Source organism: Arthrobacter sp. M4, assembly GCF_020251205.1.
In the GTDB taxonomy this organism is placed as follows: Bacteria; Actinomycetota; Actinomycetes; order Actinomycetales; family Micrococcaceae; genus Arthrobacter.
The window spans coordinates 1-12,456 of record NZ_JAIWYX010000008.1 but is presented as its reverse complement, the minus strand read 5'-3'; the positions used below and the strand labels follow the sequence as shown (position 1 = coordinate 12,456).

Sequence of the window (12,456 nt, the reverse complement as noted above, 5' to 3'; positions counted from 1 at the left end):
CCGAGTCCACGCGCTGGGAAGTTATGCACATAGCGGGGTTTGCGCACATACGGGTTTTTGGGTGCTGGGATCCGTTCGTGTGGGTGTGAGGGTTGATGCATGGAACCGTTCGTGCAGCGTGACTCTTCCCGGGGCTCTGGTCCTGGTTTGGGTGGTGCGCGGATTCCGGATGCGGACGGGGTTCTTGCGTCGGGTTCGGGTGCTGGGTTGGTTGCGCCGGACGGGTTGGGGGTTGGTTCCGGTGCTGAAGGTACGGCAGGGTCCGGCGCTGGAGACGGCGTGGGGTCCGGTTTCGGTGCTGGACATCTCGCGCCGCTTGGTTCGGGGGTTGGTTTTGAGCTGCTTGGGCGGTTGCTTGCTGATTCTGTGGAGCTTCGGGGGCAGGCTGTGGCGGAGGCGGCCGTGTTTGATGTCTTTGCGGCCGCGGATTTCGCCGGGCAGGTGGAGGAGTTGTCCCGGTCGGTGGAGTTCCTGCAGTTGGTTGCCGCGCAGGCGGTGGACAGGACCCGGCGGGAGGCGCTGGCGGCTGCGTCGAGGCTGGATGCGCCTGCGGGCTGGCGGACGGGGTGGACCGAGGCCCACGGCCCCGATAATCCCGACGGCCCCGGCAATCCCGACGGCCGTGATGATTCCGCAAGCCCTGATGATTCCGTGGACGCTGATAATTCCGACGGCCCTGATGATTCCGGCTCGCGGGCGGCCGGACCGTCGGGGGACATCCCGGGCCGGGCCGCGGCAGAAAACAGCGGACCGGGGCTGCGGGAGGTCTCCGGGGACGGGCCTGGCCTGTCTGGGCCGGTTTCCTCGGTGTCGTCGCCGGGTCCGGTGTCTGCTGCGGTGGTGTCTGCTGCGGTGAGGGTGGTGGCGGATGACGGGTTTCGGACTGCGGCTGAGTTTTTGCGGGTGCGGTTGCGGATTGGGATCAGGGAGGCCAAGCGGCGTCTGGCTCTTGCCGGGGCGGTGCTGGATTCGCGGGGGATCGCGGGGCAGTTGGTTCCGGCGCGGCTTGGTGAGCTCGCCGGGGCGGTGGCCGCGGCGGAGGTGCCCTCGGCGTCGGCGACTGCTGTGAGCATGGCGTTGGAGAAGGTCAGGCATGTGGCCGAACCGGCTCTGTTGGCCCGGATGGAGCGGGCGTTGACGCGCACCGCGGCGGAGTCCGACCCGGATTTTGTGCACCGTGTCGCTCAGCGCTGGGTGGATGCGGTGGACCAGGATGGTGCCGAGCCTGGTGAGGAGGAACTGCGCCGCCGTCAGGGCTGGTTCCTGCGCCGGTCGTACCGGGGTTTGCAGCACATCGAGATCTTCGCCACGCCTGAGCAGTTCGAAACCCTTGCCACCGTGATCAGCACCGCCACCAATCCCAGACTCCGCGCGAACGGCACCGGCAGCACCGGCAGCACCGGCGGGCCCGGCCAGGCCGCGGCGGGGAAGGCCGCGGCGGGGAAGGCCGCGGCGGGGAAGGTCGCGGCGGGCAACGCCTGGGCGGGTCAGGAAGCGTGGAGCGGGGACACGGCAGCCACTGCGGCAGAGGATCAGGCAGCGGCAGATGGTTCCGGCCATGCATCCGCCGGCCCAGCTCCCGCGGGCGGGGCTTCGGCGGGCTTTGAATCCGCGGGCCCAGCTTCAGCGGGCGGGGCTTCGGCGGACACAGCTTTCGCGGGCTCTGAATTCACGGGCCAGGCATCCGCCGGCGGGGCTTCCGCGGGTTCTGAATCCACAGACCACGCATCCGTCGGTAGGGATTCTGCGGACACAGCTTCCGTGGGCTCTGAATTCACGGGCCGGGCATCCGCCGGCGGGGCTTCGGCGGCCTTTGAATCCGCGGGCCGGGCCACCACGGACACAGCGGCCGCGGGCTGCGAATCCACAGGCCATGCGGCCGGCGGCAGTGCTTCCGCGGGGAGCGAATGGACAGGCCATGCGTACACCGGCGGGGCTTCGGCGGGCCCTGAATCCACAGACCACGCATCCGCCGGCAGGGATTCGGCGGACAGAGCTTCCGCGGGGAGCGAATCCGCAGACCATGCATCCGCTGGCAGGGCTTCGGCGGCCGTTGAATCTACTGACCGGACCCCCGCGGACACGGCGGCCGCGGGCTGGGATGCCTCGGACTGTCTGGAGGCGGGCCGGGCCTCCGCGGGTCGGGAGGGGCAGGCAGCCGGGGTGAACAGCGTACTTCCGTCCGCGATCGCCCCGCACGGTGCGGTGACGGCGTCAGCCAACGAGAGCGGCGCGGCGGGTCGCGGCGATGGTGGCGGTCCGGTGCTGGACCGGCGCACTCAGGCCCAGAAAGCGCTGGACGCCGTTGTTGATGCCTGCGCCCTGGCCCTGGCCACCGGAAAGCTGCCCGCCCACGGCGGGGTCCGCCCGCAGGTCAGCGTCACCATCAGCTACCCCGACCTCTACCGCACCCTCACCGGCACCACCGGGAACACCGCCACCAAATCCAATACCGGCACACGCACCACCGGAGGCTTGGGCACCGCCACCAACACGCGCACCACCGGCGGCTTGGGGACGGGCACGCTCTCCGACACCGCCGAAGGCACGGGCGCCGGCTCGGGCATAGCCGCTGGCTTGGGTACGGCCACCGACACGCGTACCACCGGCGGCACGGCCAGCGGCCTGGGCGCCGCCATTGGTTCGGGCACGGCGATTGGTGCGGGTGCCGCCACTGGTTTGGGTTCAGGCACTGGGACGGCGATGTTCACCGGCCCGATCACCGCCGCCACGATCCGCAAGATCGCCTGCAACGCTGAGATCATCCCGGTGCTGATGGGCTCCGAGGGCCAGGTCCTGGGCATCGGGAGGGCCAGCCGGATCTTCCCGCCGCACATCCGCAAGGCCATCACCGCCCGCGACATGGGCTGCGCCTTCCCGGACTGCATCCGCCCCGCGCACTGGTGCGAGGCCCACCACATCACCTACTGGTCCCGCGGCGGAAAAACCAGCACCGACAACGGCGTGATGCTGTGCTCCCACCACCACAAACTCATGCACAAGGAACAATGGCGCATCCACGTCAAAACCGGCATACCCTGGTTCATCCCGCCACCCCACATCGACCCCCACCAAACACCCCGACGAAACCACTACTTCCAACCCCTAAGGACATAGGAACCCCGAACGCGCGCCCCGACGGGTTCAACACCACCCACAACGCGTCCCCACCCCGGCCCGGCAACACAAAGACCGCGCATCCAGCGCGGACAGCCACGGTCTGACATGCGGCACACAGTCCGAACGCGCCCCACCCGGCCCCGCCCCACAAGGACCGAGACCAGGAAACTGAAGCGTGCCTGACGATGAAATCGCACCTCCTGAGGCACCGCACCTGCCACCATGCGCGAGGTAATACCGACGGGGGGAGCGAAAGCTTGCTGACCGCGTCGGCGTCGGCCCCGGATCAAAAACCAGCCGCCACAGAACGCCGAGAAACGCGCCACTAAACGATCCGGCCCCGGCCCCGGCGCAAAAAACCAGCCGCCACAGCAAACACCGAGAAACGCGCCACTAACGATCGGGCACCAGCGCGGGCCGACAAACGCAGCCACCATCAAGCCGACGACGAGTAGGGCGCAGATTCGAAGCGCGCCAGCTTTCAGTAATTCAAAATCGCAAGCATCGAAGTTGCTGCGTGGTGCCCTAGTCCCCGCACGTGTAGTCGGCTAGTCTGCTTGCACGGCCTGCCCGAGGGCCTGCTGTCCAAGTATCAACGACGATTTGAGGAGCACCATGGCTGACCACATATACAGCATTTCCGAGATTGTCGGGACCTCGTCCGAGGGTGTCGACGCCGCTATCAAGAATGCCGTTGGGGCGGCTTCGAAGACGCTGCGCCATCTTGACTGGTTCGAAGTCAAAGAGATACGCGGCCATCTGGAGGACGGTGAAGTTGCCGACTGGCAAGTCACTATTAAGCTCGGGTTCCGCCTAGAACGCTGAAGTTACGACTCTGAGCCAGTTAGCCTGAGCGCGGATCGCCAAATCGACACTCCGAACTCAGACCGTCGAGGACGCACCGTTTATTCAATGCCCTCCAATTCAAACGACCCAGGAACCAAGCACCAATAAATGGCAGTGGCCGCACCTGTAGGCGCGGCCACTGTCTTTTGCGAGGGTTGGACTCATCCGCGAGTCCAGATTTGGACGGGGTCACCGCCGCAGATTAGTCGCCGTCCACGTCCTGCGAGGTCGATCCAGATCATTTCCTGGTACTTGGATACTTCGTCCACCCGACCGGTGTCGAAGCCCCATCCGTCCTCATGGATCCAAACCTCTTCGCCACGGCTCAATTCAGGCCATTGCGACGGCGACAACTCTTCTGCAGCGATCTCTGGCCGCTCGCCAAGTTCAGTTCTTAGGTCCTCTCGTTGGAGGAAGGCGAGGTGACTTGCAGCGCCCGGGATCATTCTCTGCGCGGTCATCGGTGACTGCATCACTGCGTTTCCGGGGAACTAAACTGACGCCGCCAAACTGTAGCGGAGCCGTTGTGTGCCGGGAAGACGTGGCCCTCAAAAAACGTGTGAAGCGCCTGCGGTTCCGATTCGGGGCTCCAAAGGCCCGACGACGGGCAGTGCGAGCCGGTTCGGCCTACGGAACCGGAAGCGCTTGCGCGCTCCCTCAAAAGTGCGATGCGCTTCATCGTTGAATCTCATCCTTCGAAAATTCTGGCAATTGGAACAGGGGTCTGGAATCAGCGTATTGGGCACGGCGAAGGCGGCCCTATGGGCAGGTAAACAAATTCTGAAGAAATGGCTATGCATTGGCACAGTCGCCAGGGAGACCTTATCTTCCCGCCGATTCCCGCCTCCGGAAAGTTCCCGCTATGGACAGCTTGCGTCCGTATTCGATGGATCCGTACCTGAAGAAGTGCACGGCCAAGCGCAGAACAAGGGCCCCGGTGATGAATAACTCGGCGATCACAATCACCGCCTCCACTGGGTTAAGGGTGCCGAAGCCGTTACGGAGCATGGCCGTCACAGGTGCCGACAGCGGAAAGTACGTGAAGACCTGCACTATCAGTGCACTGGGGTCACTGATGATCAGGCTTACTGCGTAGAACGGAATGAAGATTAGTGCCATCAACGGCCCGAAAACCGTACCTGCTTCCTTTGCAGTTGGCATGATCGCTCCGATCGCGACCAGGGTGCCTGTGAATAACGTGAAACCGCCCAGCAGCAGCAGTCCTCCCACCACCATCCGTCCGGCGTCGAACGTCAGCGACGAAAAGTCCACATTAGGGAGGGCAACTCGGTCGCGGAAAAAGGCGTAACCCAACGCAAAGGGGGTTAGGAACACCGCCATTTGAACCAGCCCCACGAGGAAAAGGGAAACGATCTTCCCGACGATCAGGGTGGTTGGGTTCAAGGTTGTCAGGATCATCTCCGTGACACGATTTTCCTTTTCCTCCAAGGTGCTGTTCAGCATCTGGCCGGAGAGCAGAATGATGCTGATGTAGAAGATGACTAGGAATAGAAGCGGCGGAATCACCGAGCCGATTCCACCTGACACCCGTCCGTCCTTGAATGCCTCTGATTCGAACTTGACGCCTCCGCTCATCGCGGCTGCCAATTGCGGTGCGTCGATCCGCGCTTGCGCGGCCCGTTCGAGAAGTTGCTTGGCTACGGCTTCGTACTTACCGTTCTCGAAGATGCCCTTGTCGATGCCATAGACCTTCACTGGTTCCTTTGCAGGGTTGGCTGGGTAGGCGAAATAGGCTTCGCTGCGCCCCTCCTTGACGTTGTTAAGCGCCGCCTGCGGGTCCTGTGCTTTGGACCCACCGATAAGCGCGGCCATCTGGTCGGGGATGATCCCGGACGCATCCGTGTAGGTGAACCGTATGGACGCGTTTCGTTGGGCGTTGGCATTAGCCGCAGAGGTGCTGTTGCTGACGTAGATGAGTAAGAACACGATTCCGATGATCACGGGGATCGCGAGGGTCGCAATCACAAAGCCCCGTCGTTTGATGGTCCGGGTGAATTCAAACCCAATTACGGTCCCAAGGTTGTGCTGCCCAAATGTACGGCGCGCCATCGCTCAAACCTCCGCGATCTCGTGCTGCTCGCCGTAGACCTGGACGAAGATTTCATCCAGGGAAACCCGCGCGGTGGTGAAGCTTCGCACAGCGACCCCTGCGCGGACTAGTTCCTCTAGCACTGTCGCTTCGTCCGCCCCTGGGCGAGGTGACAGCTCGGCATGGCCGTTTCCCTCATGAATCAGGTCGTAGAGCCGCGATCGTGGCAACGTTCCCTTATATGCCACCCGGTACGTGGTTCCGCCAAATTGTTCCTGAACTTCTTCGACGGTTCCGTAGGCGCGGGAAACACCGTCCTTGAGGAGGATCACTCGGTCACAAAGCCTCTCCACTTCCTCCATCTGGTGGGTCACCATAATGACCGTGGCTCCGGCTTCCTTGTTCTCCTCGATAATGTCCATCAGCAGCCGTCGGTTGACGGGGTCGAATCCCTTCGTGGGCTCATCGAGGATGAGCAGTTCGGGGTTGTTCATGATGGTTACGCCAAGTTGTATCTTTTGCTGCTGCCCGCTCGACAGCTTGTCCAGACGGACCGCTGCCTTGTCCGTTAGCCCGACTCGCTCCAGATAGTTGAGGGACCACGCCCGGGCATGTGTTTTCGCCAATCCTTTGAGCCTGCCGAAGTAGACCATAACGTCCAGGACCTTCTCCTTCTTATAGAGGCCCCTTTCCTCAGGGAGGTAGCCCAAGCGGGATCCATCACGGGGTTCGAAGTTCCTCCCACCAATGTGCAGGACTCCTCCGGTGGGACGGTGGATTCCGAGGAGCGCCCGGAGAGTTGTGGTCTTGCCAGAGCCATTACTGCCCAAAAAGCCGAACGTCTCTCCCGCTCTGACGTCGAAAGACAGGTCGCGGATTACCGTTTTGTCCCCGAAATCCATCTTGAAATTCTTGATGTGCACCAAAGGCTCGCTTGCCTCGTCACTCGAAGTCATGGCCGTCGCCCCTAGGAGACGCGGGATCCGGGGTCGGATTCGCGCGAATATTCATCCAGCCGGGCAGCAAGTTCCACGGGGTTGCTGAGGGCGACTAAGTGTCCACCCCGGATTTCATCACCCACCAATCGGAGGCGCTCCTTTGCTTGACTCCGCTGAAAATCCAAAGGAAAGAATCGATCGTCCTGTCCAATCAGGACCTTGGTGGGGACGTCTGGCCAACGCTCCATTTCGCAGGGTTGGCCGAACGGGGTATCTGAAGGCTCACGCTGCTCCCCGGCACCTGCGGCTACTACGTCCGGCGGGACGTCGTGGAGGAAATGCACTTCCTCGTCAAACTCACCACTTCGCCCGTCCTCTTTGTCGTTGAGCTCACGTGCTTGCGGCTGACCAGTAGCTCCCCACCATTCGCCAGGCGTCTCTCCGGGCAAGGGAATCATTGCATTCAGCAGGACAATCATCCGCACTGGGACTCGCCAGGCAACCACCGGAACGGTGAACGCCCCGAGGGACTGGCCCACGAGTACGACGTCGGACCGGTCACCGATGGCGTCAACAACAATGTCGGCGTATTCCGGCAGTCCCAGTCGCGGATCGTCCTCCCGGATGTCAACGGCAATTGCCTCGTGCCCAAGGCGTTCCAGTTCCGGCACAAGCAAGTGCCAGTACCAGCCCATTCCCCCGGCACCGGGGACGAGAACGAAGGTGCTCATGGTCCTCCCATCCACGCACGTCCCCCGGCACTCAAAGTCTCACACCGAATACCAACACAGACAATGACTGCCCAGCCGCTGCGGTGCGAAAGTGTCGATGAGCCGGCCACGTGCGGTGAGGTCAGAAACAAGCCGAGTCAGCTCCGGGAATTCTGCAACGCAGAATGCAGTGTCGTCCCAACCTCGCACCCCATTACCTTCGTGCCTAGCGTAATGCACCAATTACCGGTCACCGCGGGAACTGCCAGGTCAGGCTGGCGACCGGAAACAGGACCAGAAAATAGGCAAGGAGGCCACGATGAGCATTCAGGAGGACGCCGTTCGCACGGCAGCGGGCAACGCCACAAACTCCCACGGCGCCAACGCCCACGCGGCAGGCACAAACGCGATGGTGGCAAGCGACCCCACACCGGAGGAAGCTGCTGAGCTCGAGGCGATGTATGCCACCATGGCCAAGGAAAACATGATCCCGCTGTGGACGCAGCTGGACGAGCTCATGCCCATGGTCCCGACGCCGGCAGCTGTTCCGCACGTTTGGCGCTGGAACACGCTGTTGCCCCTGGCCGAGCGAGCCGGAGACCTGGTGCCAGTGGGGCGCGGCGGCGAGCGCAGGGCGATCGCCCTCGCGAACCCTGGCCTCGCCGGCCGCCCTTACGCGACACCCACGCTGTGGGCCGCGATCCAGTACCTCGGCGGCCACGAAGTCGCCCCCGAGCACCGTCACTCCCAGAACGCTTTCCGTTTTGTGGTTGAGGGCGAAGGCGTGTGGACGGTGGTCAATGGCGACCCTGTCCGCATGAGCCGCGGAGACTTCCTCCTCACCCCGGGCTGGAACTTCCACGGACACCACAACGAGACAGACCAGCCCATGGCGTGGATCGACGGCTTGGACATCCCGTTCGTGCATGGCATGGATGCGGGTTTCTTCGAATTTGGCACCGAGCGGGTTACCGACGAGGCCACCCCGGACATCTCCCGCTCTGAGCGTCTGTGGTGCCATCCTGGCCTGCGCCCGCTGTCCCGCCTTGAGAACACGGTCAACTCACCGATCGGCGCCTACCGCTGGGAGCACACAGACCGTGCGCTCACGGAGCAACTGGCCCTTGAGGATGAAGGCCACCCCGCCACGGTGGGGCAGGGCCACGCGGCCATCCGGTACGTCAACCCGACCACGGGCGGGGACGTCATGCCGACCATCCGCGCCGAATACCACCGGTTGCGCCCGGGCGTCCAGACCCGAACCACCCGCGAAGTCGGATCGTCCGTTTACCAGGTATTTGAGGGCGAAGGCGCTTTCGTTCTCAACGGTGAGCGGACCGTCGTCGGGAAGGGCGACATGATCGTCGTCCCGTCCTGGGCCGCGTGGTCCATTGAGGCAGTAACGCAGTTCGACCTGTTCAAGTTCGGCGACCAGCCGATCTTCGAGCGCCTGCACTTCAACCGCACATTCATCGAAGGAGAAACCAAGTGAAGCTCGCCACCCTCCGACTGCCGTCCGGAGACGGCTCGCCGGCCGGCGCCCCCGCCACAACAGTCGCCGTGCGTCAGGATGGCAGCACTTTCACCGAGATTCCGGGTTACGCAGACCTCGGGGCGCTGCTCGCCGTCGAGGACTGGCAGCAGATCGCGGCAGCGGCCGACGGCGGCAAGCACCCCGTAAGCGGAGCCGACCTTGCGCCGGTGGTCCCCTCGCCGTCGAAGGTTTTGTGCGTCGGGCTCAATTACGCATCCCATATCAAGGAGATGGGGCGCGACCTCCCGCAGTACCCCACTCTTTTCGCGAAATTCGCCGAAACGCTCACCGGACCCTACGACGACGTCGAACTGCCTGCCTCGGACCATGCGATCGACTGGGAGGCCGAACTGGTAGTGGTTGTGGGCAAGCGTGCCCGCCGCGTCTCAGAAGACGAAGCCGCACAGTACATCGCCGGCTACACGGTGGCGAACGATATCTCAATGCGCTCGTACCAATTCCGCACCAAGGAATGGTTGCAGGGCAAGGTCTGGGAAGCATCCACTCCTGTGGGTCCGGTGATGGTGACCCCGGACGAACTGGACCGCAACGCCACGATCACCACCACCGTGGAAGGTCAGGAGATGCAGCACGGTTCCATCGGGGACCTGGTGCACGGTCCCGAGTACCTCGTCTCCTATATCTCGGAGATGATCACGCTCAACCCGGGCGACCTCATCCTCACCGGAACGACGGGTGGCGTGGGCCGCGCCCGGACACCCGAGGTGTACATCACGGATGGTCAGACGGTGACGGTCGCGATTGAAGGCATTGGCGAACTGCGCAACGTTGCCCGTGCCCAAGCCGAACTGCCCGCCGTGGTTCCTGCCGGCGTCGAGCTTTCCGCGGCCGCTTCCGGCGGGACGGCCTGACATGGTTGCCCGCCACGACCTCGTCGAAGATCCCGTGGTGGCCGCGGGACTCCTCACCGCACGGCGCGGTACCGCGTTCTTCGCGCGGAAACTCGGCGAGCTGTCCTATGCGGACCTCGACGATCAATCGCTGCTGCCCGGGTGGACGCGCCGGCACGTCATAGCGCACGTGGGCTACAACGCCCGGGCCATCGCCCGACTCGTCGAATGGGCCGCCACGGGTGTGGAGAACCCCATGTATGCGTCGCCCGGGGCACGGAACCAGGAAATCGATTTCGGCGCCACGCTGCCGGCCATCGCGCTGCAGAACTTGTTCGACCACTCCGCCATCCATCTCTCGGTTGAGTGGCGCGACCTGCCAGCAGAGCGTTGGGGCGAGTTGGTCCGGACAGCACAGGGCCGCACGGTGCCGGTGTCCGAGACGGTGTGGATGCGGACGCGTGAGGTATGGCTCCACGCCGTCGACCTCAACAATGGTGCGCGCTTCGCGGACATCCCTGCGGAGGTCCTGCGTCGAATTCTCGGCGACATTTGGGGTGCTTGGGAATCACGCGGAGACGCAGCAGCGCTGGCACTTCGGGTTCACGACGGCGAAGGCGGCTTCACCTTGGCTGAGCCCAGGCCTGGGGTGACGGTCATCGCGGGGCCGCTTGCCGCCGTCGTCCGTTGGGCATCTGGCCGCTGGACTTCTGGCAAGGGTGAAGAGCCCGGCGCACCGCTGACGGTAACGCTCGACGACGGCAGCCCGGCTGGAGTGCCGACGCCACCGCGCTGGATCTAGGCGACGCGCTTGAACGGAGCTGGGTGCGCGGAATCCCGAAGGAACGAACCGACCCACACCCACAAGCCCCGATTCTGCCCTGAAGAAACTATTGCGGAGCCGCCAAGTTGCCGGCTTCCAAGGCCGCTGAAACCGCCTCGCAGCAGCTTCGAAGCAGCGCGGCGGTCTCGGCGCGTTCGAGATCCGCGGAGCGTGAGCGAGGTGCACTGATCGAGACTGCCAGCCACGCCTGCGGAGCCGCTCCTCCCACGCTCCTCACGGCACAGCCAATTGCGGCGATGTCCGACTCCGTGCGCCCGATGTTCATGGCGTAGCCGTTCTTCCGGATGACTGCGATTTCGGCTTGCAGGGAATCGAACTCGTCTGGACCGAGCAGGTCGCCCGACAGCTGGGCGCCGCGGCCGGTGTACAGCTGTCGGAGGGCCTCGTCGCTGAACGTGGCGAGGATTGCCTTGCCGCCGGAAGACAGCCGAGCGGGCAGTACCGTGCCCGTTCGGTTGCCCACGCGAAGGATCTGGGAGGACTCGACGCCCGCCAGGAAGCGCACGCTAGTCCCAAAGCGAGCTACCAGGTTGACCGTTTCTCCCACGGCAGCTGAGAGGGATTCCATGTGCGGTATGGCCGCGGCGGCAACATCCTGCAGCCTGCCCTGCTTTGGGGTTCCGCGAAGGGAAGGCCCTGCCGTGTAGCGGCGGGATTCGTCCTGGATGGCGAAGCCGCGGTAAACCAGGGTCGCAAGCAGCCGGTGCGCCGTCGAAGGAACCACACCGAGCCGCTCGGCAGCCTCATTGACGCGGATTACCTCCCTCTCCTGGAGCAGCAGGATCAGTTGCAGGGCGTTGTCCACGGATTCGATCGCATACGTGGGTTTCTTGACGATCTGGAACTTCTGCACAGCAGAATCTTAGCGCCCCTCTCCGCCGCCGGGCGCAGAAGGGCATCAGGCCCAGCCATCCGTGGCCTGACCGCGGCCATCGACGCAAAGCACCGCTGGCCCATCGACTTACGCCGCCGTTAGGGGGACGATTAACGGGTGGGAGACCGTTAGGAGGTCTGTTATGTGCTACGGATCGTACGAGGACTACCGTCGGTGGTACCGCAAGGATACCGAGAGGAAGACCGAGGGTCGTCGCGACACCGAACCTGATGAGCGTACTGTGTGGTCCAAGACCGACGACGCCAGGTTCTGGACATTTATCGCCCGCCACCGGGAGAGCCAGGACAGGGAAAAGGAAAACCAGGACACGCGCTAGGAACGCAAACCCACAGAAAGGGAAGGCCCCGCCATATACCGGCGAGGCCTTCCCTTTGTTTTCGGGCGCCGTCTTAAGCGGCTGTCGTCTCGATTTCTGCCGGGGCCAAGGTCCAGGTTGGGACGCGGCCTGACGCGAGTCCAGCGCCTAGCCGCGGGCGCCGTTTTAAGCGGTCGCCTAGCCACGGGCGCCGTCCCAAGCGGCTGTCGTCTCGATTGCTGCCGGAGTCTGGTCCAGGTTCGGACGCGGCGTGACTCGAGTCCAGCGCCTAGCCGCGGGCGCCGTCCCAAGCGGCTGTCGTCTCGATTGCTGCCGGAGTCTGGTCCAGGTTCGGACGCGGCGTGACTCGAGT

The 12,456-nt window shown here is 64.0% G+C and carries 10 protein-coding genes and 2 pseudogenes; 7 read left to right on the top strand and 5 right to left on the bottom strand.

What is annotated here, in order from left to right:
- Positions 1 to 99: 99 nt before the first annotated feature.
- From LD110_RS24100 to LD110_RS14680, 3 genes and pseudogenes are all read left to right on the top strand, one after another.
- Positions 100 to 1,362 (top strand): annotated as a pseudogene (locus tag LD110_RS24100) (DUF222 domain-containing protein); the annotation flags it as partial.
- Positions 1,363 to 2,244: 882 nt separating this feature from the next.
- Positions 2,245 to 3,117, top strand: a pseudogene (locus tag LD110_RS24095) (HNH endonuclease); the annotation flags it as partial.
- Between the two features lie 618 nt (positions 3,118 to 3,735).
- Entirely contained in the window at positions 3,736 to 3,945 is a 210-nt protein-coding gene (locus tag LD110_RS14680) for a dodecin (RefSeq protein ID WP_225499580.1), read from the top strand.
- Between the two features lie 182 nt (positions 3,946 to 4,127).
- Here LD110_RS14680 and LD110_RS14675 read toward each other — a convergent pair whose 3' ends face one another.
- From LD110_RS14675 to LD110_RS14660, 4 genes are all read right to left on the bottom strand, one after another.
- Complete coding sequence (locus LD110_RS14675; protein WP_225499579.1) at positions 4,128 to 4,427, bottom strand: hypothetical protein; 300 nt, start codon at positions 4,425 to 4,427, stop codon at positions 4,128 to 4,130.
- Positions 4,428 to 4,788: 361 nt separating this feature from the next.
- Entirely contained in the window at positions 4,789 to 6,036 is a 1,248-nt protein-coding gene (locus tag LD110_RS14670) for an ABC transporter permease (protein WP_225499578.1), read from the bottom strand.
- Positions 6,037 to 6,039: 3 nt separating this feature from the next.
- On the bottom strand, positions 6,040 to 6,972 hold the full coding sequence (locus LD110_RS14665; RefSeq protein ID WP_225499577.1) for an ABC transporter ATP-binding protein: 933 nt from the start codon (positions 6,970 to 6,972) through the stop codon (positions 6,040 to 6,042).
- A gap of 11 nt (positions 6,973 to 6,983) precedes the next feature.
- The gene (locus LD110_RS14660; protein WP_225499576.1) at positions 6,984 to 7,685 is read right to left on the bottom strand and encodes an alpha/beta fold hydrolase; all 702 of its coding nucleotides are present in this window, start codon (positions 7,683 to 7,685) and stop codon (positions 6,984 to 6,986) included.
- Positions 7,686 to 8,073: 388 nt separating this feature from the next.
- On the opposite strand from LD110_RS14660, the gene LD110_RS14655 reads away from it, so the two are divergent.
- The 3 genes from LD110_RS14655 to LD110_RS14645 are packed head-to-tail and all read left to right on the top strand — an operon-like array spanning position 8,074 to position 10,851.
- Positions 8,074 to 9,156, top strand: coding sequence for a cupin domain-containing protein (locus tag LD110_RS14655; protein WP_225499843.1), 1,083 nt, complete (start codon positions 8,074 to 8,076; stop codon positions 9,154 to 9,156).
- Positions 9,153 to 10,070 carry a fumarylacetoacetate hydrolase family protein gene (locus LD110_RS14650; protein ID WP_225499575.1) on the top strand — a complete coding sequence of 306 codons (918 nt, stop codon included), beginning with the start codon at positions 9,153 to 9,155 and terminating at the stop codon, positions 10,068 to 10,070. The genes LD110_RS14655 and LD110_RS14650 overlap by 4 nt, the downstream gene beginning before the upstream one ends.
- A gap of 1 nt (position 10,071) precedes the next feature.
- Positions 10,072 to 10,851 carry a maleylpyruvate isomerase family mycothiol-dependent enzyme gene (locus LD110_RS14645; protein WP_225499574.1) on the top strand — a complete coding sequence of 260 codons (780 nt, stop codon included), beginning with the start codon at positions 10,072 to 10,074 and terminating at the stop codon, positions 10,849 to 10,851.
- Positions 10,852 to 10,939: 88 nt separating this feature from the next.
- Here the strand turns inward: LD110_RS14645 and LD110_RS23930 are convergent, their stop codons facing one another.
- Entirely contained in the window at positions 10,940 to 11,746 is an 807-nt protein-coding gene (locus LD110_RS23930) for an IclR family transcriptional regulator (protein ID WP_225499573.1), read from the bottom strand.
- Between the two features lie 163 nt (positions 11,747 to 11,909).
- Between LD110_RS23930 and LD110_RS14635 the strand changes: the two genes are divergently transcribed.
- The gene (locus tag LD110_RS14635) at positions 11,910 to 12,104 is read left to right on the top strand and encodes a hypothetical protein (RefSeq protein WP_225499572.1); all 195 of its coding nucleotides are present in this window, start codon (positions 11,910 to 11,912) and stop codon (positions 12,102 to 12,104) included.
- The last annotated feature ends 352 nt before the right edge of the window (positions 12,105 to 12,456 follow it).

Bases quoted from the DNA above. Each gene is read 5' to 3' on its own strand.
- LD110_RS14680 (WP_225499580.1), top strand. From the start codon at position 3,736: ATGGCTGACCACATATACAGCATTTCCGAGATTGTCGGGACCTCGTCC.
- LD110_RS14675 (WP_225499579.1), bottom strand. From the start codon at position 4,427: ATGACCGCGCAGAGAATGATCCCGGGCGCTGCAAGTCACCTCGCCTTC.
- LD110_RS14670 (WP_225499578.1), bottom strand. From the start codon at position 6,036: ATGGCGCGCCGTACATTTGGGCAGCACAACCTTGGGACCGTAATTGGG.
- LD110_RS14665 (WP_225499577.1), bottom strand. From the start codon at position 6,972: ATGACTTCGAGTGACGAGGCAAGCGAGCCTTTGGTGCACATCAAGAAT.
- LD110_RS14660 (WP_225499576.1), bottom strand. From the start codon at position 7,685: ATGAGCACCTTCGTTCTCGTCCCCGGTGCCGGGGGAATGGGCTGGTAC.
- LD110_RS14655 (WP_225499843.1), top strand. From the start codon at position 8,074: ATGGTGGCAAGCGACCCCACACCGGAGGAAGCTGCTGAGCTCGAGGCG.
- LD110_RS14645 (WP_225499574.1), top strand. From the start codon at position 10,072: ATGGTTGCCCGCCACGACCTCGTCGAAGATCCCGTGGTGGCCGCGGGA.
- LD110_RS14635 (WP_225499572.1), top strand. From the start codon at position 11,910: ATGTGCTACGGATCGTACGAGGACTACCGTCGGTGGTACCGCAAGGAT.